This window comes from Kitasatospora sp. NPDC028961, from assembly GCF_055564815.1.
In genome coordinates this window covers 40,994-62,043 of the sequence record NZ_JBVHVO010000032.1, presented here as the reverse complement: position 1 = coordinate 62,043, position 21,050 = coordinate 40,994, and the positions used below count along the sequence as shown (strand labels likewise).

The 21,050-nt window shown below is 73.8% G+C and carries 22 protein-coding genes; 16 read left to right on the top strand and 6 right to left on the bottom strand.

The window, feature by feature from the left end; genetic code table 11:
• Positions 1–56: 56 nt before the first annotated feature.
• The 4 genes from pstA to ACZ4UX_RS32865 all read left to right on the top strand — a co-directional run bounded on the left by pstA (position 57) and on the right by ACZ4UX_RS32865 (position 5,078).
• Positions 57–1,328, top strand: a complete 1,272-nt coding sequence (gene pstA, locus ACZ4UX_RS32880; protein WP_465709313.1) for a phosphate ABC transporter permease PstA — start codon at positions 57–59, stop codon at positions 1,326–1,328.
• A gap of 65 nt (positions 1,329–1,393) precedes the next feature.
• Complete coding sequence (locus ACZ4UX_RS32875; protein WP_465709312.1) at positions 1,394–3,223, top strand: substrate-binding domain-containing protein; 1,830 nt, start codon at positions 1,394–1,396, stop codon at positions 3,221–3,223.
• A complete protein-coding gene (locus ACZ4UX_RS32870) occupies positions 3,220–4,152 on the top strand; it encodes a class E sortase (protein ID WP_465709311.1) in 933 nt (310 codons plus the stop codon). The genes ACZ4UX_RS32875 and ACZ4UX_RS32870 overlap by 4 nt, the downstream gene beginning before the upstream one ends.
• A 38-nt stretch (positions 4,153–4,190) precedes the next feature.
• A complete protein-coding gene (locus ACZ4UX_RS32865; RefSeq protein ID WP_352295175.1) occupies positions 4,191–5,078 on the top strand; it encodes a phosphate ABC transporter ATP-binding protein in 888 nt (295 codons plus the stop codon).
• 133 nt (positions 5,079–5,211) lie between these two features.
• Here the strand turns inward: ACZ4UX_RS32865 and ACZ4UX_RS32860 are convergent, their stop codons facing one another.
• The 3 genes from ACZ4UX_RS32860 to ACZ4UX_RS32850 all read right to left on the bottom strand — a co-directional run bounded on the left by ACZ4UX_RS32860 (position 5,212) and on the right by ACZ4UX_RS32850 (position 7,563).
• Entirely contained in the window at positions 5,212–6,036 is an 825-nt protein-coding gene (locus ACZ4UX_RS32860) for an HAD family hydrolase (RefSeq protein WP_380392181.1), read from the bottom strand.
• A 69-nt stretch (positions 6,037–6,105) separates the two neighbouring features.
• The gene (locus ACZ4UX_RS32855; protein ID WP_465709310.1) at positions 6,106–7,038 is read right to left on the bottom strand and encodes a hypothetical protein; all 933 of its coding nucleotides are present in this window, start codon (positions 7,036–7,038) and stop codon (positions 6,106–6,108) included.
• 81 nt (positions 7,039–7,119) lie between these two features.
• The gene (locus tag ACZ4UX_RS32850; RefSeq protein ID WP_465709309.1) at positions 7,120–7,563 is read right to left on the bottom strand and encodes a hypothetical protein; all 444 of its coding nucleotides are present in this window, start codon (positions 7,561–7,563) and stop codon (positions 7,120–7,122) included.
• Between the two features lie 168 nt (positions 7,564–7,731).
• Here ACZ4UX_RS32850 and ACZ4UX_RS32845 point away from each other — a divergent pair, with 168 nt between their 5' ends.
• A complete protein-coding gene (locus tag ACZ4UX_RS32845) occupies positions 7,732–7,914 on the top strand; it encodes a hypothetical protein (protein ID WP_329488919.1) in 183 nt (60 codons plus the stop codon).
• Positions 7,915–7,957: 43 nt separating this feature from the next.
• On the opposite strand, the gene ACZ4UX_RS32840 is transcribed toward ACZ4UX_RS32845, so the two are convergent.
• Positions 7,958–8,845, bottom strand: coding sequence for an LLM class flavin-dependent oxidoreductase (locus ACZ4UX_RS32840; protein WP_465709308.1), 888 nt, complete (start codon positions 8,843–8,845; stop codon positions 7,958–7,960).
• Positions 8,846–8,975: 130 nt separating this feature from the next.
• On the opposite strand from ACZ4UX_RS32840, the gene ACZ4UX_RS32835 reads away from it, so the two are divergent.
• The 7 genes from ACZ4UX_RS32835 (at position 8,976) to ACZ4UX_RS32805 (ending at position 14,370) form a co-directional block, all read left to right on the top strand.
• A complete protein-coding gene (locus ACZ4UX_RS32835; protein ID WP_380392167.1) occupies positions 8,976–9,224 on the top strand; it encodes a type II toxin-antitoxin system CcdA family antitoxin in 249 nt (82 codons plus the stop codon).
• Entirely contained in the window at positions 9,221–9,622 is a 402-nt protein-coding gene (locus ACZ4UX_RS32830; RefSeq protein ID WP_465709307.1) for a DNA-binding protein, read from the top strand. The genes ACZ4UX_RS32835 and ACZ4UX_RS32830 overlap by 4 nt, the downstream gene beginning before the upstream one ends.
• A 123-nt stretch (positions 9,623–9,745) precedes the next feature.
• Positions 9,746–10,309 (top strand): hypothetical protein, encoded by a 564-nt coding sequence (locus ACZ4UX_RS32825; protein ID WP_465709306.1) that lies wholly within the window; start codon positions 9,746–9,748, stop codon positions 10,307–10,309.
• A gap of 258 nt (positions 10,310–10,567) precedes the next feature.
• A complete protein-coding gene (locus tag ACZ4UX_RS32820) occupies positions 10,568–11,473 on the top strand; it encodes a hypothetical protein (RefSeq protein WP_465709305.1) in 906 nt (301 codons plus the stop codon).
• 52 nt (positions 11,474–11,525) lie between these two features.
• Positions 11,526–12,407 carry a hypothetical protein gene (locus ACZ4UX_RS32815; RefSeq protein ID WP_465709304.1) on the top strand — a complete coding sequence of 294 codons (882 nt, stop codon included), beginning with the start codon at positions 11,526–11,528 and terminating at the stop codon, positions 12,405–12,407.
• Positions 12,404–13,255 carry a hypothetical protein gene (locus ACZ4UX_RS32810; RefSeq protein ID WP_465709303.1) on the top strand — a complete coding sequence of 284 codons (852 nt, stop codon included), beginning with the start codon at positions 12,404–12,406 and terminating at the stop codon, positions 13,253–13,255. Before ACZ4UX_RS32815 ends, ACZ4UX_RS32810 begins: the two co-directional genes overlap by 4 nt.
• Positions 13,252–14,370 (top strand): hypothetical protein, encoded by a 1,119-nt coding sequence (locus tag ACZ4UX_RS32805; protein WP_465709302.1) that lies wholly within the window; start codon positions 13,252–13,254, stop codon positions 14,368–14,370. The genes ACZ4UX_RS32810 and ACZ4UX_RS32805 overlap by 4 nt, the downstream gene beginning before the upstream one ends.
• A 96-nt stretch (positions 14,371–14,466) precedes the next feature.
• Here the strand turns inward: ACZ4UX_RS32805 and ACZ4UX_RS32800 are convergent, their stop codons facing one another.
• Positions 14,467–16,743 (bottom strand): hypothetical protein, encoded by a 2,277-nt coding sequence (locus ACZ4UX_RS32800; protein WP_329488928.1) that lies wholly within the window; start codon positions 16,741–16,743, stop codon positions 14,467–14,469.
• A gap of 13 nt (positions 16,744–16,756) precedes the next feature.
• Positions 16,757–17,185, bottom strand: coding sequence for a hypothetical protein (locus tag ACZ4UX_RS32795; protein WP_352297741.1), 429 nt, complete (start codon positions 17,183–17,185; stop codon positions 16,757–16,759).
• A gap of 190 nt (positions 17,186–17,375) precedes the next feature.
• Between ACZ4UX_RS32795 and ACZ4UX_RS32790 the strand changes: the two genes are divergently transcribed.
• The 4 genes from ACZ4UX_RS32790 to ACZ4UX_RS32775 are packed head-to-tail and all read left to right on the top strand — an operon-like array spanning position 17,376 to position 20,962.
• Complete coding sequence (locus tag ACZ4UX_RS32790) at positions 17,376–18,347, top strand: ABC transporter ATP-binding protein (protein ID WP_465709301.1); 972 nt, start codon at positions 17,376–17,378, stop codon at positions 18,345–18,347.
• A complete protein-coding gene (locus ACZ4UX_RS32785) occupies positions 18,331–19,233 on the top strand; it encodes an ABC transporter permease (protein WP_465709300.1) in 903 nt (300 codons plus the stop codon). The genes ACZ4UX_RS32790 and ACZ4UX_RS32785 overlap by 17 nt, the downstream gene beginning before the upstream one ends.
• 24 nt (positions 19,234–19,257) lie before the next feature.
• Positions 19,258–20,205 (top strand): ABC transporter ATP-binding protein, encoded by a 948-nt coding sequence (locus tag ACZ4UX_RS32780; RefSeq protein WP_352297736.1) that lies wholly within the window; start codon positions 19,258–19,260, stop codon positions 20,203–20,205.
• Positions 20,206–20,245: 40 nt separating this feature from the next.
• Positions 20,246–20,962 (top strand): ABC transporter permease, encoded by a 717-nt coding sequence (locus tag ACZ4UX_RS32775; protein WP_329488934.1) that lies wholly within the window; start codon positions 20,246–20,248, stop codon positions 20,960–20,962.
• Positions 20,963–21,050 lie beyond the last annotated feature (88 nt).

Below are 21,050 nucleotides of genomic sequence, written 5' to 3'. Positions count from 1 at the left end.
TCGCGCCGCCCGTTGCCGAGCCGCCCGTTGCCGCTCCGCCGTGAAGGGACCGCCCGATGACCACCCTCGACCTGCCCCCGGCCACCGTGGCCGTGCCGGCCGACCCACCCGCGGCCGCCGCCGCGCCGCGCCCCGAGAAGCGGGTCCGGCTCGGCGGCTTCACCCGCGAGGACGTGCTGACCCTGGTCGGTGCGCTGGTCGGCTCGCTCGCCCTGGACTGGATGCTCTACGAGCGGATCCTGCCGTTCAGCGGTGCGCAGGGCTTCCTGCTCTGCTGGTACGCCCTGTTCCTGGTGGGCTACTTCGCCATCGGCCGCCTCCAGTGGAACCCGCTGATGGTCCGGGACCGGCTGGTCTCGGTCGTCGCCTGGAGCTCCGGCCTGCTGGTCGTCGGCCTGATCGCCGACCAGATCGGCTACGTGCTGGTGCGCGGCTACGACGCGGCCCGGCACCTCAACTTCTTCACCGAGTCGATGGACCACACCGCCCCGCTCTCCCCGATCACCTCGGGCGGCGCGCTCAACGCGCTGGTCGGCTCGCTCGAACAGCTCGGCCTGGCCACGCTGTTCGCGGTCCCGCTGGGCATCGCGGCGGCGGTCTTCATGTCCGAGGTCGGCGGCCGGATGGCCCGGCCGGTGCGGACCCTGGTCGAGGCGATGACCGCGCTGCCGTCGATCGTCGCGGGCCTGTTCATCCTCGGCGTCGTGATCATCACCTTCGGCTTCGAGAAGAGCGGCTTCGCGGCCTCGCTGGCCCTCACCGTGATGATGATGCCGATCGTCACCAGGGCCGCCGAGGTGGTCATCCGGCTGGTGCCCGGCACGCTGCGGGAGGCCTCCTACGCACTCGGTGGCAGCCAGTGGCGCACGGTCTGGAACGTGGTGCTGCCGACCGCCCGGCCCGGACTGGTGACGGCCGTGGTGCTCGGCATGGCGCGCGGCGTCGGCGAGACCTCCCCGGTGCTGCTGACCTCGGGGTTCACCTCGCAGTTCAACGGCAATCCGTTCAGCGAGCACCAGGTCTCGCTGCCGCTGTACATCTGGAACTACGTCAAGCAGCCCTACCCCGACATGATCGCGCGCGCCTTCGCCGCCGCGCTGACCCTGATGATCGTGGTGCTCGTCCTGTTCGTCACCGCCCGCGTCGTCGGCGGCCGCAAGCCGGGTCAGCTGACGCGCCGCCAGAAGCGCCGGATCGACCGCGCCGCCGCCGTCGCCGAGGCCTCCGCCCGGGGCAGGCACCGGGGCTCCGCCCGGCCCTCGACCGGGGCCACCGCCCGTACCGCCGCCCGGCCCGCCGGCGTGGCCACCGCCCTCGGGGAGCACTGATGTCCCGCCCCAACACCCTCAGTACCAGAGGAGTTCCCATGTCGTGGGAGGCCGCAAGCCGCCCCGTGGCACGCACGTTCGCCGTGCTGCTGTCCCTGATCCTCGCCGCGGGCTCCCTCCTGCTGGGGCAGAGCACCCCCGCCTCCGCGGCCACCGCGCTCAACGCCGACGGCTCCAGCTGGGCCGGCCCGGCCATCGACCAGTGGCGCCAGGACGTCGCTCCGCAGGGCATCCAGATCAACTTCAACCCGATCGGTTCGGCGGCCGGCCGCAACCAGTGGAGCATCGGCCAGGACGACTTCACCGCCTCCGACGTGCCGTTCCGCTCGCAGACCGACACCGGCCTCGGCCAGGCCGGCCAGGCCGGCGGCTCCGGCAAGGCCGAGAACCCCCGGTACGGCTTCTCCTACGTGCCGATCACCGCCGGTGGGACGACCTTCATGTACAACCTGGTCGTCGCCGGCAAGCAGGTCCGCGACCTGCGGCTCTCCCCGCAGACCGTGGTCGACATCTTCACCAACAAGATCACCAACTGGAACGACCCGAAGATCACCGCGGACTACGGCAAGGCCCTGCCGAGCCTCCCGATCACCCCGGTGGTCCGCTCCGACGGCTCCGGCGCGACCGCCCAGTTCACCCGCTGGATGAGCCACACCCACGGCGCGCAGTGGGAGGAGTACTGCAAGAGCGTCAACGGCGTCAGCTGCGGTGACTACACCGAGTTCTTCCCGCCGTCGGGCCGGATGACCGCGCAGAACGGCTCCGACGTCGTGGCCGGCTACATCAAGGCCCCGTCCGGCCTCGGCACCATCGGCTACGACGAGTACGCCTTCGCCAAGCGCAGCAACTGGCCCGTCGTGAAGGTGCTCAACCCGGCCGGCTACTACACCCTGCCGACCGCCTCCAACGTCGCCGTCGCGCTCACCGCCGCCAAGATCCGCGGCGTGGACGACAGCACCGCCGCCGACGACCCGGACTACCTCCAGCAGAACCTCGACGGCGTCTACTCGATGAACGACCCGAGGTCGTACCCGCTCTCCAGCTACAGCTACCTCATCGTGCCGCGGGCCGGGGCGGCCCTCCCGCCACCGCCGCGCTTCACCAACGACAAGGGCAGCGCCCTCAGCCGCTTCCTCGCCTACGTGCTCTGCGAGGGCCAGGGCGAGGCGGACGGCCTCGGCTACTCCCCGATCCCGCGCAACCTGGTCCGCGGCGGGCTGCTGCAGACCCAGCACATCCCCGGCAACGCCAGCCCGGTCGACGCCAACACCCTCTCCAACTGCGCCAACCCGACCTTCAACTCGGCCGGCCGGCTGACCGTGCTGGACAACGCCCCGCAGCCCAGCCCGTGCGACGCCAAGGGCGCGCCGCTGGACTGCACCGTGCAGGGCGGCCAGGCGGTCAAGACCGGGTCCGGCTCGGGCTCCGGCACCGGCGGCTCCGCCACCGGGGGCGCCGGCTCCGCGACCGGCGGGACGGGCGGCAGCGCGAGCGGCGGTGCGGGGAAGACCCCCTCGGCGAGCGGCACCGGCAGCGGATCGTCCGGCACCGGGGGCACAAGTGGCGCGGCGGGGGCCGGCGGGACCGCCGGGGGCGGCACCGGCGGCACGGCCGACCAGCCCGGCGCGGTCGACCCGGCCGCGGGCACCGGCACCGAGGGCGACCAGGCCGCGGCCGAGGACGTCGTCGACCCGCAGACCGGCCAGGTGGTCGCGCGCGGCCGCGCCGCCACCGCCGGCGAGGTCACGGCCAACGTGGTCGCCGTCGACGGGCGGCCGGACGACTGGATGCTGTCCACCCTGACCGCGCTGGAACTGCTCGCCGTCGTGCTCGTCCCGCCGCTGCTCGGCCGCCGCCTGCTGCGCCGCCGCAACTCCGCCGGCGGCCGCTCGTGACCGCCCCGGCGCTGGAGAAGCCGGCGCCCCCCGCCCCCGGCACCCCGGCCGCGCCGGCCGCCGCGACGCCCGCCCCGGACCCGAAGGCGGCCGGGGCGGGCCCCGGCGCCGCCCGGCCGGCCCGGCGGCGGTTCCTCCAGGGCGCCTGGGCGGTCAGCCTGCTGGCGGCGCTCACGATGGGATTCGTCGGGTACCTCTTCACGCTCTCGCACCTCCAGCAGCGGCACTACCAGTCGACCGCGTACAAGACCTTCCGGGACCAGCTGGCCAAGGCGGTCGCGCCGACCGGCGGCGCCGCCGACGGGGACCCGGTCGCGCTGCTCGACATCCCGGCGATCGGTCTGCACGGAGCCGTCGTGGTGGAGGGCACCACCGGCCGGGACCTGATGCGCGGGCCCGGCCACCGCCGGGACACCGCGCTGCCCGGGCAGACCGGGGTCGCGGTGGTGTTCGGCCGCGGGGCGACCTTCGGCGCGCCGTTCGCCGAGCTGTCCAGGCTCCGGGTCGGCGACCGGATCGAGGCGACCACCGGGCAGGGCAGGTTCACCTACACCGTCAACGTCTACGGGGACGGCGACCACCCGATCAGCGACCCGGTCCGCAACCGGCTGGTGCTGGTCACCGGGGACTCCGACTGGATCCCCGGCTCGACGGTGATGATCGGCGCCCGGCTGGACGGCGACCCGGAGGTCAACCCCGGCGGGCGCCCCGCCACCGTGCCGTACGACAAGGCGCTGGCCGCCGACAAGGGCGCGCTGGCCACGCTGCAGCTGTGGTCGCTCGGGCTGCTGGGCGCGGTGGTCGCCGCGATCCTGCTGGCCCGGATCTGGCGCCGCTCGGCCGCCTGGCTCAGCATCGCGCCGGTGATCGCCGCGATCCTCTGGGCCGTGTACGAGAACGCCGCCGCCCTGCTGCCCAACCTCTACTGAAGCGCGCCCGGAGGACCGTACCGATGACGGATGCACCGATGACCGACGTACCCCCGCTCGACCCGTTCGCCCCGCACGACCGGGGCGGCTCCGCGAGCGAGACCACGCTGACCCTGCCGCCCGTCCACCCGGCGGACGCCGCCGGCGCCCCGCTGGCCGGCCTGGAGACCAGGGACGTCTCCGCCTGGTTCGGCTCGCACAAGGTGCTGGAGCGGGTCTCGCTCGGCATGCCCGCCGGGGAGGTCACCGCGCTGATTGGCCCCTCCGGCTGCGGCAAGTCCACCTACCTGCGGATCCTCAACCGGATGCACGAGATGGTCCGCGGCGCGCAGCTCGCCGGGGAGGTGCTGCTGGACGGCGACGACGTGTACCGGCCCGGCCGGCGGCCCGCCGAGGTCCGGCGGCGGATCGGGATGGTGTTCCAGCGGCCCAACCCGTTCCCGGCGATGTCCATCCAGGACAACGTCTCCAGCGGGCTGAAGCTGGCCGGCATCAAGGTCTCCAAGGAGGAGCGCGAGCACCTGGTGGAGAGCAGCCTGCGGCGGGCCGGCCTCTGGGACGAGGTTGCCACCCGGCTGCACACCCCGGGCGGCGCGCTCTCCGGTGGGCAGCAGCAACGCCTGTGCATCGCACGGTCGTTGGCCGTCTCGCCGGACATCCTGCTGATGGACGAACCGTGCTCGGCGCTCGACCCCACCTCGACCCGCCGGGTGGAGGAGACCATCGCGGAGCTGCGGGGGCGGCTCACCGTCGTGATCGTGACCCACAACATGCAGCAGGCGCAGCGCGTTTCGCAGTCCTGCGCGTTCTTCCTGGCCACCCACGACACCCCGGGGCGGATCGTCGAGGCCGGACCGACCGAGCAGCTGTTCACCGATCCGCGGGACCAGCGGACCGCGGACTACGTCAACGGCCGCTTCGGGTAGCCGGACCGCCCGGCCGGGCCCGGCCGGGTCGGAGCGGCGGAATGCCGGTCCGGCCCGGCCTCCGCGCGTTCCCGGCCCGCTCGGCGGTCTGCGGCTTCCTCGCGGCCCTTCGCGGCCCCTTCGCGTTTTCGGCTCAGTGGCCGAGCAGCCGTTCCAGCACCGCCGCGACGCCGTCCAGTTCGTTGCTCACCGTGTGCAGCGGCACCGCCGCCAGCACCTGCGGGTGCGCGTTGGCCACGGCGTACGCGGTACCGGCCCAGGCCAGCATCTCCAGGTCGTTCGGCATGTCGCCGAAGGCCACCACCTCGCTCCGGTCGATCCCGCGCCCGGCGCACCAGCGGGCCAGCGTGCTCGCCTTGGTGACGCCGGGCGCGCTGATCTCCAGCAGCGGGATCGGCGCGGACCGGGTGATCTCGGCGAGGTGCCCGGCCGCCTCGCGGGCCACCGAGAGCAGCTTGTCGGGGTCGAGGTCCGGGTGCTTCGCCAGCAGCTTGAACAGGCCCGTGACCGGCCCCCCGGTGCCGAGCAGCTCCTCGGCCGGGCCGATCGGGTGGTTCTCGTCCTGGCCCCACATCCGCACCTCGTAGCCGGGCTCGCGGGCGAACCCGGCCGGGTACTCGAAGGCGAAGGCGGTACCGGGCAGCTTCGCCCGCAGCGCCGCCACCACCGCCAGCGCGGCCTCCGCGCCGAGCGGGAACGACTCCAGCAGCTCGCCGCGCCGCACGTCGACCACCGCGCCGCCGTTGGAGCAGATCGCCACGCCGTGGCCGCCGATGTGGCTGCTGACCTGCTGCATCCAGCGCGGCGGCCGACCGGTCACGAAGACCACCTGGACCCCGGCCGCCTCGGCGGCGGCCAGTGCGGCGGCGGTCCGCTCGGAGACGGTGCCGCCGGCGCACAGCAGCGTGCCGTCCAGGTCGGTGGCGATCAGGCGGGGGGCGGTGCGGGGAGTGGTCACCGCTCCATCTTCGCCTACCGCCGTCGGGAGGTCACCGCCGCGACGGCGACCTCCTGACGGCTCGGCCCGCTAGCCGACCCGCAGGGTCAGCGCGGCGGTGTGCAGCGTGCCGCCGGTCATGAACTGGAGGAAGAGCCGCCAGTCCCCGCCGGCCGGCAGTTCGGCGTGGAAGGACAGCGTCGGGCCGCCGGTGCTGCCCGCCTCGGCCCGCGCCTGCGGGTGCAGGTGCGCGAAGGCCTGGTCGCCGGCGTGGAAGGCGGTCAGGTGGGCGAAGGTCTCCAGGTACGGCTGGAGGTCGGTGACCGGCCTGCCGTCCCTGGCGACGGTGACCTTCAGCTCGCCCGCCCGCCCGGCCGCCGGGGTGCCCTCGACGGTGACGGTGTAGCCGTCCACGGTCGTGGTGCCGGTGGCGGCGGGCAGCGGCGCGTCGGCCGCCGCACCCTCGCCCGGGACGTCCACCGTCCGGCTGAGCACCAGGCCGGCGCCCTTTCCGGCGCCGCTGTCCGGGACGAACGAGGCGTAGACCCGCCAGGTGCCGGCGGCGGGCGCGGCCATCAGGGCGGTCCAGGTGCCGTCGGCGGCCATCTCGGGGTGCAGGTGCTGGAACCCGGTCAGGTCGGAGCGGATCGCGTAGAAGTGCATCCGCTTGGTCTGGTCGGTCTCGTACGCGGTGACCGGGGCGCCGTCCGGGCCGGTCACGGTGAACCGGTACTCGGCGGGAGCCCCGGCCGGGAGCGTGTCGACGGCCGAGGTGAGGCGGTAGCCGTTGCGCTCGGCGGCGGGGGCCCCGGCGGCGGGGGTGGCGGGGGCGGCCGTGGTGGCCGTGGCGCTCGCGGCGCCGTGGTCCATCCCGGCCATGCCGTGGCCGCCGGTCATGCCGTCGTCGCGGTCCGTGCCGCCCGTGCCGCCCGTCGCGGCGGAGCCGCAGGCGGTCAGGGCGAGGGCGAGGACGGCGGCGCCTGCGGTGAGCGCCAGGGTGCGGGTGCGGGTGCTGAGGGACATCTGGTCGGTTCTCTTCCGGTGGGTGCGAGCAGGACGCGGCGCGCCCGGAGCCCCTGCACGGGGTCTCCGGAGCAGGCCCGGTCACGTCCGTGCGACGCACACCCGGAGCAGCAGCCGGCGTCCGGCGTCGGGCGGTGCCCGCGGCCCGGTGGTCCGCCGCTCCCGCGGGGCCGAGGGCATCCGGACGGCGGGGAGCACGGCCGCGGCCCCGGCCGCGAGCGGGGCGGCCGCCGGGAGGCCGGCGCCCTCCCGGTCCCGGGCCGACACGCAGGGGACGGCCTGCGGAGCCGCGTCCGGTGCCGGCCGCCCGTCCAGCCTCGGGGCGTCCGCGGGGGCGGCGTGGTGGGCGACCGGTGCGCGGTGGCCCGCCGAGCCCGCGACCGCGACGGCCGCGGGCCGGTGGCAACCGCCCGGCGCCGTGGGCGAGCCGTGCATCAGGAAGAGTCCGGCGAGCAGCGCGCAGAGCAGCAGCGGCCGGGCCGTCGCCCGGCCGCGTCCCCTCCTGCGCTGTTCGCCCGCCGCCACGGGCGAGACAATACCCCCGGCCGGTATCCGATCGGCGTAAGCGCCCGCCGCCGCACCGTATTTCGGCCCCCGAGCCGTTCTTTCCGGCCGTTCCCGCACCGTGCCGGGTGTCCTGCTTCCTCTTCCCGGGCATGACTGATCCCGGCCACCCCGTCGGCAGGAAGAGCCATGCGAACTCGCCACGCCCGAGACGAGCGCCCACCGACCACCCCGCCGGACGCCCCGCGCGAGACGCGCGACCCGGTCCTGATCGGCGACTTCATCTTCGACACCCTCGCCGAGCTGGCCCGGCGCACCACCCCGGACGCGACCCCGCACGTCCCCACCCAGCGCACCCGCCCGCACCCGTGACGGCCACCGGCCGGCCACCGCACCCGCGGTGGCCGGCTCCGGTTCACCCCAGCTGGGCGAGACCCTCGGTGGCGATCTTCTCGAAGACGGCCAGGTCGTTCTCGAAGATCGAGCCCGGCACCGGCCAGTGGATCACCAGCTCGGTGATCCCCAGCTCCCGGTAGGTGCCCGCCCAGTCCACGAACGCGTCCAGCGAGGCGAGCGGCTTCTCCGCGGTCGAGCCCTGGAGCAGCACCTTCTCCAGCTCCGCCGCGTCCCGGCCCTGCGCCTCGCAGGCGGCGGTCAGCTTCGCGATCTGCGCGGCGATCACGGCGGGCGCCTGCGCCACCGGCACGTCCGCCGGTCCCTTCGGGTCCCCGTACGTCACCCAGCCCTGCCCGTGCTCCGCCGCCAGCCGCAGCCCGCGCGGTCCGGTCGCGGCGACGTAGAACGGCACCCGCGGCCGCTGCACGCAGCCGGGGATGTTCCGTGCCTCGACGGCGGAGTAGTACGTGCCCTCGCGGGTCGTGGCGTCCTCGCGCAGCAGCTCGTCCAGCAGCGGCAGGAACTCCCCGAACCGGTCCGCCCGCTCCTTCGGCGACCACGCCTCCTGGCCCATCGCCGTCGCGTCGAACCCCGTCCCGCCGGCCCCGATCCCGAGTGTGAGGCGCCCGCCGGACACGTCGTCCAGCGACACGATCTCCTTCGCCAGCGTGACCGGGTGCCGGAAGTTGGGCGAGGTCACCAGCGTGCCCAGCCGCAGGCGTTCGGTCGCCGTCGCGGCCGCCGTCAGCGTCGGCACCGCCCCGAACCACGGCTCGTCCCGGAACGACCGCCAGGACAGGTGGTCGTAGGTGTAGGCGGCATGGAACCCGAGGTCCTCGGCCCGCCGCCAGATCTTCTGCCCCTCGCTCCACCGGTGGATGGGGAGGATCACCGTGCTCAGTCGCATACGGGCGACCCTACGCGCACACCTGCGGGCGAAGGATCGAGCGAGCCACGGCGGCGACCTTCCGGCGGGAACGGGCACCCGGAGGGCCGGCGAGCTCCCACGAAAGCGCATACCGCAGTATGCTTCCCGTATGTCAGCAACCACGCGCATCACCGTCACCCTCCCGACGGAGCAGGTGGCCGAGCTGAAGAAGCTCACCGACAACGTCTCCGGCTACGTCGCGGAGGCGGTCGCGCGCCAGATCAGGCACCAACTGCTCGCGGACGACCTGCGCCGTTACCAGGAGGACCACGGTCGCTTCACCGACGAGGAGTTGGCCGAGGCGCAGGCCAGGATCCTCGCTTCCGGGGGAGCCGCGGGTTCGGCGAGCGCCGCGTGACCGAGCGCTTCGAAACGGTCGTGCTGGATTCCCAGGGGCTGTCGGCGTGGATCACGCAGGACCGGGGTGTGCTCGCGATGATCCAGGTGTTCCACGCCATGGGCGCCGACTTCGTGGTCGGCGCGAACACCATCGTGGAAGTCGCGCACGCGCGGGTCAACGAAGCCCGGCTCAACTGGACGCTCTCCCGGGTCCGGGTCGAGGCGGTCACGGATCAGGCCGCGCGGGCTTCGGTGAAACTGCTGAGGAACGCCGGGCTGCACGGGCACAAGTACGCGATCGACGCGACCGTGGCCGAGATGGCGCTGCGTCAGCCGGGGCCGGTGGCCCTGCTCACCTCTGACGTCGACGACATGGCGAAGCTCTGCGGCGACCGCGTCCGGCTCATCGCGGTGTGAGGCCCGCCGGCGAGGCGGCGGCACCTCCCTCGACCCGCGCCCCGGAGTAGTCCGTGGGAGGGGCTAGTCTTTCCGCCGCACGCCTCACAATCTGATCATGCGTCAAACGGGGGTTCTTTCGGCATGCCCATTTTCCGGAGAGTATGCGGCGTCGGCCTGGTCGCGGTCGCCGCGCTGGGGCTCACGGCCTGCGGGCCCGACAACGCGTCGGACCAGGCGGGCGGCGGCCCGGTGGCCACCTCGCCCGCCGCCGCGCCGACGGGTGCCGCGCCGACGGGCGGCAAGAGCGCCAAGCCGTCGGCCGGTGCGAGTGACGAGCCGGAGGGGTTCTGCGACGCCGCGCCGCTGCCCGCCGGGCAGAAGTGGGTCTACCCGGTCAAGGGGACCACCACGACCACGCTGGTCTACAAGGACACCAAGACCGCGTGCGGGGTCAACGACGTGGTGTTCGAGCCGGTCGGTGCCGAGAAGAGCGCGCCGTTCGCGCCCGCCGCCAAGGGCCACCTGAACTCGGTCCTGGCGCCGTCCAAGGACGTCAACGTCGCCGATCTGGTGAAGCACATCGGTGAGTGCCTCACCGATCCCACCAGCACCAAGGGCTTCTACCCGTGCTCCGCCGGGGACTACAAGGTCGCGATCGACTCCGCCGGCAAGGTCGTCGAGCTGACCGAGCGCGCCCACTCCTGATCCGCCCCGCCGATCGGCCCGCCCGGTGGTCTCCCACCGGGCGGGCCGACGCGGCTTCCGGGTGCCGATTGCGGTTCGGTCACGGGATGTCCGATTGATTGATCATTGGGTGGGAGTGCGGTGATTGAATTTGTTGGCACACCTCCCGGGCGACTCTCATAATTCCTGGTGAGACGCGTGACGGTCGGCCTGGAGAGCCACGGGGGGTGGCCCGCGAGGGGCCCGTGCGCGACATTCCACATTCCCCGGGGGAGCTCCTTGTCCGCGCCCGAAAACGTGCCGTCCGCCGCCGAACCGGCGAACGGTGCGTCGTCCGAAACCCCTGCCGATCCCGCGGCCGAAGCCGCAGCCGATCCCGCGGCCGTACCCGCGGCCACCGCGCCGGTGGCCGCCTCCGGGCGGAAGCTGCCGCGCGCCGTCGGCGTGGCCCTGGCCACCGCCGGGCTGCTCGCCGTGACGGCGACCAGCGCCGCCGTCACCGTGGCCGTCGGGAAGCCCGACGACCGGCCGGCCGTCGCGGCCGCCCCGGCCAAGGCCGCGCCGACCGCGACCGCCGGCGCGAGTGCGAGCACCACCGCGTCGGCCTCGCCCACGGCGGTGCCGACCAGCGCCGCGCCGACCACCCTCGCACCCGTCCCCCGGCCGGTGAGCACCCTCAAGGGCACCGTCAGCGGGGGCCGGCACGAAGGCGACCTGCGGTACTTCCTGCTCCCGATCCCCGACGCCGGCGAGTCCTACGGGCCGCCGGACGGGATGAAGCTGACCGACGACGAGGTGGCCGACCTCTTCGACAACCAGGACGGCATCATGCGCATCCTGGGCTCCTACGGGTACAAGGAGGCCGCCGCCCGGACGTACCGCACGGCGGACGGCAAGGCCGAGGTGACGGTCACCCTGATGCGCTTCGGTTCGACCGCGATGGCGAGCGAGTTCGTCCAGGGCTACACGATGAAGCTGGACCCGATCGCGATCGACGGCGATCCCGCCGCCCACGGCTACGTCCGCAAGCCCAAGCAGCAGGCGTACACCGGCTCGATGACCGGCATCTCCAGCCAGGGCGACGTCCAGTACACGCTCGACGTCGAGGTGAAGGGGACCCCGGACAAGGCGCTGCTGAGCGAGCTGATGAAGCGCCAGCGCGAGCGGCTCTCCTCCGGCGGCTGAACCGCTCCGCCGCCCACACCCGACGTCACCTTCCCCCTCCTGGAGCCACTCCGTGACCACCCGTCCCGTGGAGCCGTCGCCCGCCGACGGCCCCGCGCCCGAGGCGCCCGCCGAACCGGTCGCCCCCGCCGCGCCGCCCGCCGAACCGGTCGCCCCCGCCGACGGGCCCGCGCCCGAGGCCCCCGCCGCGCCGCCCACCACGGTCTTCGCCGACGGGTTCGCGCCCACCACCGCCGTCCTGCCGCCGAACCGCCCGCGCCGGCCCCGGCCGGTGCTGCTGCTGACCTGCGGACTGCTGCTGGGCACCCTGCTCGGCGGCGCCGTCGGCTACGCCGTGCAGGCGAACCGTCCGCCGACCCCGTTGCCGCCGATCCAGGTCGCCCGGCCGTCCTACCCGGCCGAGGTGGTGGACCCGGCGGCCGTCGCCGCGGCGGCGCCCAGGCCGCCGGCCGTCGACGGTGACCTGCGGAAGCTGCTGGTGACGGCGCCGGCCGGCAGCACGGCCTGGGCCGAGTTCCCCGACACGCCCAGCTGGATCACCATCGGCGAGCTCGCCGAGCACACCGGCCGGTCGGCGGAGGTCTTCCGCGCCCTGAACGTCGCGGAGTTCCGCCGCGCCGTCGAGGTGGACTGGAAGAAGGACGACCTGAAGGTCCGGGTATCGCTGATCCAGTACGCCCCCGACCACGCCGCCTCGGCGAAGTACGCCGCCGCCGCCTACCGGCTCCAGCCGTTCGCGGACGACGCCAACGGCGGCTTCCACGTCGACAGCGAGCCCTCGCACTGGGCGGAGTCCACCGAGCAGTACTACCTGGGCACCGCGCTGGCGCAACGCGGCACGCTGGTGATGAAGGTCGAGGCCTTCGGCACGCGGCCGGTGAACCCCGATGTCGTGAAGGACATCGCCAAGCAGCAGTGGGAGCGGCTGGTATGAGCGACAGCACCGTGACCGTGACCGAGGCCGCGAACCCCGCGCCGGTCCCCGTCGAGCCGTTCGGGCCGCCCGGGCCGTTCGGACCGGTCGAGCAGACGCCCGCGCCCACCGGTCGCCGGCTCCTCCGGGCCACCGGCGCGACCGTGGCGGCCGCGCTGGTCGGCGTGGTCATCGGCATCGGCGTCATCGAGACCCGGTACGACGACCCCGCGCCCGCCACCGCCGCCGCCGCGCCGACGGCGGCGGCGCCCGCCCCGACCGCCACGCCCACCCCCTTCGGCGCCAAGGCCAACGGCAACCACTTCGGTTCGCTGCGCGACCTGCTGCTGCCCGTCCCGGCCGGCTATGCGCTCGGCCCGGACGACGGCGGCTACGGCAACGACGTCGAACTGTCGGCGGACCAGCTCTCCGCCGAGATGGACAGCGACCTCCAGCAGATCCCCAAGGAGAAGCGGGACAAGCTCCGCCAGTACTGGGAGGGCCTGCACGTGAAGGCCACCGGGGTGCGCACCTACAAGACCGGTACGGACGACCTGGTGATCGGTCTGAGGCTGCGGCAGTTCAACCAGCAGGAGGTGCAGAAGGCCAACGAGTACACGGCCGTCTTCACCGGTGACACCGGGCTCTTCCGGATCGGCCCCGGGATCCCCGGGCACCCCGAGGCGCACTGCTACCTGATGCCCGCTCCGCCGTCCGCGCCGATCGACTACCTGGAGTGCTCGGCCGCCGAGGGCGACCTCCTGGTGATCATGAGCGCCGAGGGCGCGGCACCGCTGCCCAAGGACAAGATCGTCACCCTCTTCAGCCAGCAGCTCGACCGCCTCGCCAGCCCGGGAGCGTCCGCATGACCGACCACGCCACCCCGCACGACAGCGCGGCCCCTGCCGGGGCCGACGCGCCGCCGGCGCCTCCCGCACCGTTCGCGCCCCCCGCCGCACCGGCCGGCCCGCCCGCCGAGGCGGCCCCGGGGGCCGACCCCTGGGCCGTCGCCCCCGGGGCCGGGACCCTGCCGTCGTTCCCGCCGCCGAGCCCCGAGGAGCTCGCGGCCCGCCGCACCCGCCGGCGCAACGCGGCGCTGCGCTGGGGCGCCGCCGCCCTGGTCTGCGTGCTGGCCGGTACCGGCACCGCGCTGGCCGTCACCGCACCCGAGCGCACCGACATCCCGGGCCTGGCCACCCGGGGCGACGGCCGCTACACCTTCCCCGCGCTGGCCCTGCCGCCGCTGCCGTCCGGCCAGGCGGCGCCCGGTGGGAGCAAGAGCCGGCATGCCGCCGACCTGCGGTACCTGCTCCTGCCGGCCCCGAAGGAAGCCGGCGGTTCGTCGGCCCCGGCGGTCTTCCCGACCCCGACCGCGACCCCGACCGCGACCGCGACCCCGACCCCCACCGCGGCATCGACCGCGGTGCCGACCGCGAGCCCGGCCGCGTCGTCGCCCGCCGCGCCCGACGGCGCCCCCGCGAGCGCCCCGGCGGCCACCGGCGGGTCGGCCGCCCCGACCCCGGCCGCCGGCACGGCCCCGGCGGACTGGGTCGCCTGTGACGCGATGGCCGCCGAGCAGGAGGAGCCGGTGAAGCTGCGGGCCCTGCTGCTGCGCGACGTCTGCCGCGCCGCCACCGTCCGGGAGTGGACGGCCTCGGACGGCACCCGCACCCAGATCCGGCTGCTCCGCTTCGGCTCCTCCGTCGAGGCCTGGGACGTCTTCGCCGACCTGCGCGGCGACGGCGCGCCGAAGGACCTGCCGGGTCTGCGGCCCGCCTCCGTCATCGGCTGGGACAGCGTCTCCGGCGTCGACCTCGCCACCCGCGAGAGCACGACGCTGGCCGGGGAGGGCCGGACCACCGGGTACCTGGCCTACCTGAGCGCCGGCGACATCGTCGGCGTCATCACGATGACCAACGCCCGGGGCGTCCAGCCGCCCGCGTTCCGGCAGGTCGTCACGCTCCAGTCCGACCTGCTGGCCTGATCCGGCGCCACCCGGTGGGCGGCGTGCCGCGCGGCATGACGCTCACCGGTCGCCCCGCGCCGCGGCGGCGGCCGCCGCGGCTCGGGGCGGCGGGCCTCAGCCGCCGGAGCTCTGGCTGCCGGAGGAGCCGTCGGTGTAGCCGTCGAGGGCCCGGTCCCCGGCGCTGTCGGCCAGCCGCTGGATGTCCTCCGGGCTGAGCTTGGTGCCGTTGGCGGCGTCGATGACGGCCTGCTTCGCCCCGACCGCCGCGCCCTCGCGCCCCTCGGCGACGAAGTCGCGACCCTCCTGGTTGCCGTCCTCGGTGGTGTCGCGCTCGTTGGCCTTCACCACGCTGTCGGTGATCTGCTCGACAAGGAAGTCGGCCGCCTCGCCCGCCAGCGGGACCCGCTCGGTGGCCAGGCCGATGGTGGTGCTGAACGCCGTCTGCGCGTACCCGGCGTTCTTCTCCAGGGCCTCGTTGTACTCCTTGTCGGAGGACGCGTGCTCCTGGTGGACCTCGTCGATCCGGGCCTCGTTGAGGATGCCGCTGATGACGCCGCCGGCCCGGGAGGTGGAGTCGATCTCCGACTCCAGCCGGGCGAAGTCGGTCTGCCCGCTGTCGATGTGGCCGCGCACCACCGCGGTCGAGTACGCCTGGTTGGCGTTGACCACGGCGCCGTACGCGTCCGGGTCGCGGCCGAGCGCGTCGAGCAGGCCGCGGACCGGCGCCTCCTTGAGCCCGGCCGGGGCGCCGTTGACCGGCAGGTCGTCCTTGTGCGGGGAGAGCGCGCGCTGGGTGTCGCCCATGTAGTCGGCGGTCATGTGCCCGAGGCTGTCCCGCAGCGGCGCGAACTTGGCGTCCTCGCCCTTGAGGTCGTCGAGCACGCCGCCGTTGCCGTGGGTGCCGAAGGTCTGCACGACCCGGTTCATGACCTCGGCCTGGTCGGCGGTGTGCTTGGGCGCGACCCCCGAGTGGTCGTCGTACGGCCGGCCGGTGGTGGCCGCCTCCAGGGCGTGGCCGAGGGCGTCCGGACCGCTGCGCATGCCCTGCTGACGCAGTTCGTTCTTCTGCGAGACGGTGTCCGGCGTGTACTCCTTGTCGTGCGTGAAGTACGTCAGGTAGTCCGAGGGCTTGACCTTGCCGTTCGGGTTGACCGAGCCGTCGGTGTTGTACGCGGTCGGCTGGTCGTGGAAGAACTTGGTGGCCGCCTCCGGGCTGTGGCCGAGCGCCTCCAGTACGGCGGTGGTCGGCTCCCAGCCCGAACCGCCCTCCTGGCCGAGGAGGTTGTAGCCGCGCCGGTCGCTGCGCGGGCCCATCACCGGGGCCGGCCAGTACTTGTCGTCGGTGTCCAGCTGGGTGATGTGCTCGGCGATCGGGTTGAGGAAGTGCGGGTCGTAGTCGCCGGTCCGCAGGATGCCGGAGAGCACCTGGTAGCCGTAGGGCGAGTAGTCCAGGCCGCTCTGGCGGTACGGCTTGTCCCACATCGTCTCGGAGCCGGCCTTGCGCAGGTCGGCGGCCCACTGGTCGGACAGGTGGGGCTCGTTGGTGGTGCGGGTGGCGGTGGCCAGGTTGAGGCCGAGGTTCTTCTGCAGCTCCTGGTACTGCTTCCACCGGGCGTCGCTGGCGCCGTTGAACTGCTGCTCGTCGCCGACCATGCTGTTCCAGGCCTGCAGCGTCCCCTTCGGGCCGAGGTCCTGGTAGAAGCGGGTGGAGAACTTCGGGTCGTTCGCGTTGGCGGCCAGCAGCGAGTTGAGCTCGGTGAGTTCGGTGTCCGAGATCTTCCCGCCCTTGCCGGCGAGCTGGGCGGCCCGGATGCCGTCCGCCTCCGGTCCGCCGCCGACGGCCTTGGCGTTGAAGGACTTCACCTCGTCGGCGGAGGCGTCCGAGCGCAGCGCCCAGGCGGCGCGCTCGTCGGCGGCGGTGGCCTCCTGGACGGCCGCGTCGATCGCCTTGCGGGCCGCTTCGGCCTTGGTGCGGTTCTCGTCGTTGTAGGCGCGGCTGGCGTCCGGGTCGTGCCGGGTGGCGTTGTCGGCCGGCGGCCAGCTCACGGTGCCGTCGTCGGTGACGGTCAGTCCGGCGCCGCGGGCGTCCGCGACGGCCTTGTCCAGCTTGGCCTTGGCCGCCTGGAAGTCGTTCCCGGCGTCCTTGAGGATCGAGCCGATCGCGGTGGCCTCGGTGACGGCGGCGGTCAGCTGCTCGTTGGCCCGCTGGAGCTTGGGCCGGGCCTGGTCGGCGGTGGGGCCGCTCCAGTTGGCGGAGTTGACCTTGGCGATGACCGTGTTGTCCCAGTCCTCGTCCATCGCCTTCAGCTTCTTGGCGACGTCCTCCCAGGCGGTGGCGGCGGTGCCGAGGACGTCCAGCTTGGCGGTGCTCAGTTCGTGGAAGTCGACCATGTCGTCCGCCCCCTCAGCCCTTCATGTCGTGCTTGACGGCGGTTTCGTTGTTCCGGTAGTTCGTGGCGCTGTCCCGCAGGGCCTGGGTGAGCTCGCCGATGGTGCTGTTCAGGGCGGCGATCTGCTGGTCCCAGGTGGCGGCGGTCTGCGCGGCCGCCTTGCCGGTGCTCCAGTTGGCCAGCGAGGTGGCCACCTGGGTGGTCTCGTCGTCGGCGGCCCGGCCGTCCCCGTTGAGCCGGCCGTGGATCTGGTCCGACGAGTTGGCGGCGGAGTCCAGCGCCGCGGGGTCGACCCCGACGGTGCCGCCGTCGCCGGGGGCGTTCGCCGAGTTGATCCGGGTGCGGGCACCCTCCTGCTGCCTGGCCGCGGTGGTCAGGTTCCCGTCGGCGTCGTACGCCCAGGGGTTCATCATCCGGTCAAATGCGGTCGCGCGATCCGACATGGTGCTCTCGTCCCTCCCTGCCGGGCACTCTCCCCGGCGGCCCCCGTGTTAGGAATTCGCAAAGAATACAAGGGCGGTGGCGGGCCGGAACCCCTAGGGGATCATCGGGCGGATGTCATACCGCAGCAGCACGGGGCGTCGTCATTCGAGCTCATGGCCCGGACGGTCCGGCCGCACTACGGTGAGGGACGTGTCCACTGTCATCAAGACGGACGGCCTCACCAAGAGGTTCCCCCGGGTCACCGCCCTCGATCAGCTCACCGTAGAGGTGGAGCCCGGGGTGGTCGGCCTGGTGGGGGCGAATGGCGCGGGCAAGTCCACACTCATCAAGATCCTGCTCGGGCTGGCCCCGGCGACCTCCGGTACGGGGCGGGTCCTCGGCCTCGACATCGCCACCCAGGGCTGGCAGATCCGTGAGCAGGTCGGCTACATGCCCGAGCACGACTGCCTGCCGCCGGACGTCTCGGCGACGGAGTTCGTGGTGCACATGGCGCGGATGGCCGGGCTGCCGGCCGCCGCCGCCCGCGAGCGGACGGCCGACACGCTGCGGCACGTCGGGCTGTACGAGGAGCGGTACCGGCCGATGGGCGGGTACTCGACGGGCATGAAGCAGCGGGTCAAGCTGGCCCAGGCGCTGGTCCACGACCCGAAGCTGGTGCTGCTGGACGAGCCCACCAACGGGCTGGACCCGGTCGGCCGGGACGACATGCTGGCGCTGATCCGCCGGGTGCACACCGACTTCGGCATCTCGGTGCTGGTCACCACCCACCTGCTCGGCGAGCTGGAGCGGACCTGCGACCACCTGGTCATCATCGACGGGGGCAAGCTGCTGCGCTCCTCGTCGACCGCGTCGTTCACCGGAGTGACGGCCACCCTCGCGGTCGAGGTGACGGACTTCCCCGACGACCACACCCGCGACGCGAGCGCCGCCGTGCGCGAGCGGCTGACCGCCGCCGGGCTCGCGGTAGAGCCGGAGGGCGCGCGGCTCCTGCTGGTGCGCCTGGCCGGCGACGACACCTACGACACCATCCGCGACGCGGTCGCGGACCTCGGCCTCGGGCTGGTCCGGCTGGAGCAGCGCCGCCACCGGGTCGCCGAGCTGTTCACGGAGACCAGCGGTCAGCAGAGCAAGGGAGGTACCGCAGATGGCACTGCCCTCTGAGGCCAGGCCGCTCGACACCGGTGTCATCCACGACATCGGGTACCGCGGCTACGCCGGCCCCCGGCTCGGCCGGGCCTACGCCACCCGTTCGCTGTTCACCCAGAGCCTGCGCGCCGCGTACGGCCTCGGGCGCTCGGGCCGGTCCAAGGTGCTGCCGATGCTGCTGCTCGGTCTGGTCACCGCGCCGGCCGCGATCATGGTGGCGATCGCCCTCGTCCAGCGCCAGGACGAACTGCCGGTCGACTACCCGGAGTACCTCGGGATCGTGGGCCTGCTGGTCTCGATCTTCCTGGCCTCGCAGACGCCCGTGCTGCTCTCCCGGGACCTCCGCCACCACACCGTCCCGCTGTACTTCTCCCGCCCGATCACCCGGGCCGACTACGTCCGGGCCAAGTACGCCGCGATGGCCTGCGCCCAGCTGCTGCTGATGACGGCCCCGCTGCTGGTGCTCTACGTCGGCGCGCTGCTCGGCGGGCTGGACTTCGGGCACAACACCGCGCACGTCCTCTACGGCCTGGTCACCGCCGTGCTGTACGCCCTGGTGCCCACCTCGGTCGCGCTGGTGATCGCCGCCACCACGCCGCGCCGCGGCTTCGGGGTGGCCGCGATCATGGGCTACCTGGCGATCAGCACCGCCGTGGTCGGCGTCGTCAGCGGCATCAGCTCGGAAGGCCGGGCCGGCCTGCCGGACTCCGCGCAGTGGACGGCCCTGCTCGCGCCGAACGAGCTGGTGGAGAGCCTGGTGAACCAGCTCTTCGACCTCGGCAGCGGGCCGGACCGGCTGCACGCGCCCGGCGCCCTCGGCGTGGTGGTCTTCGCCGCCACCGCCGCCGCGATGGTGGCCGGCTCGTACGCGCTGCTGCTGCGCCGCTACCGCACCATCTGACAACGCAGGATCTGAGAGGGCGTCATGGCCACCATCACCATCGACAAGGTCTCCCGCTGGTTCGGCAACGTGGTCGCCGTCAACGACGTCAGCATGGCGATCGGTCCCGGCGTCACCGGCCTGCTGGGGCCCAACGGCGCGGGCAAGTCGACCCTCATCCACATGATGAGCGGTTTCCTCGCCCCCTCCACCGGAGCGGTCACCCTGGACGGCGCGCCGATCTGGCGCAACCAGCAGGTGTACCGGCAGATCGGGCTGGTCCCCGAGCGGGAGTCGATGTACGACTACCTGACCGGCTGGGAGTTCGTGCTGGCCAACGCCGAGCTGCACGGCCTCGCCGACCCGGCCGCGGCGGCCCGGCGGGCGCTGTCCCTGGTGGAGATGGAGTACGCCCAGGACCGGAAGACCGGGACGTACTCCAAGGGCATGAAGCAGCGCGTCAAGATGGCCTCGGCGCTGGTCCACGACCCCGCCGTGCTGCTGCTCGACGAGCCGTTCAACGGCATGGACCCGCGCCAGCGGCTGCAGCTGATGGAGCTGCTGCGCCGGTTCGGCGCCGACGGCCGCACGGTGCTCTTCTCCTCGCACATCCTGGAGGAGGTCGAGCAGCTGGCCCGGCACATCGAGGTCGTGGTGGCCGGCCGGCACGCCGCCTCCGGGGACTTCCGCCGGATCCGCCGGCTGATGACCGACCGGCCGCACCGCTACCTGGTCCGCTCCAGCGACGACCGCCGGCTGGCCGCCGCGCTGATCGCGGACCCGTCGACGGCCGGCATCGAGCTGGACGTGCCGGGCCCGGACGCCAGGGCGGCGGCGGGCGAGGCGGGCGGGCTGCGGATCCAGGCGGTCAACTTCCAGGGCTTCACCACCCTGCTGCCCAAGGTCGCCCAGCAGGCCGGCGTCCGGCTGTACACCGTCGCCCCGGCCGACGAGTCGCTGGAGAGCGTCTTCTCCTACCTCGTCTCCGCGTAGCCCCACCCCCGGAACCGGACCCCAGGAAGGCCGACCAACCATGAACCCGACCGTCGCCAGGCTGACGCTGCGCGGCCTGCTGGGCCGCCGCCGCGGCATCCTGCTGCTGGTGGTCCCCGCCCTGCTGCTGCTCGTCTCGGCGATCGCCAGCGGCTCCAGCGGGGACAAGCACGACCTGACCGTCAAGATCCTCGGGCAGCTGGGCCTCGGCACGCTGCTGCCGATCCTCGGCCTGGTCGTCGGCACCGGCGCCATCGCCACCGAGATCGACGACGGCTCGATCGTCTACCTGCTGGCCAAGCCGCTGCCCCGCTGGAAGATCATCACCACCAAGCTGGCGGTGGCGGTCGGCACCACCTGGGTGTTCTCGGCGGTCCCGATCCTGCTGGCCGGCCTGCTGCTGTACGGCACCGAGGACGGCCTGGCGCTCGGCTACACCGTCGCCGCGCTGGTGGCCGGTGCCGCGTACAGCGCGCTGTTCCTGCTGCTCGGCGTCGTCACCCGGCACGCCGTGGTGGCCGGGCTGGTCTACGCGCTGATCTGGGAGTCCCTGATCGGCAACTTCGTGAAGGGCGCCAAGACGCTCAGCGTCCAGCAGTGGGGGCTGTCGGTGGCCGAGGCGGTGGCCGGCGAGGGCGCGATCACCGCGGACGTCGCGCTCGGGGTGGCCGTCCCGCTGCTGCTGGTCCTCACCGTGGCGGCGACGCTGCTCGCCTCGGTGAAGCTGGCCGGTCTGACCCTGGCCGCCGAGGAGTAGCGGGCCCGGGGGGGGGGGGGGGGGGGGGGGGGGGGGGGGGGGGGGGGGGAGGGGGGGGGGGGGGGAGGGGAGGAACACCGGCAACAAA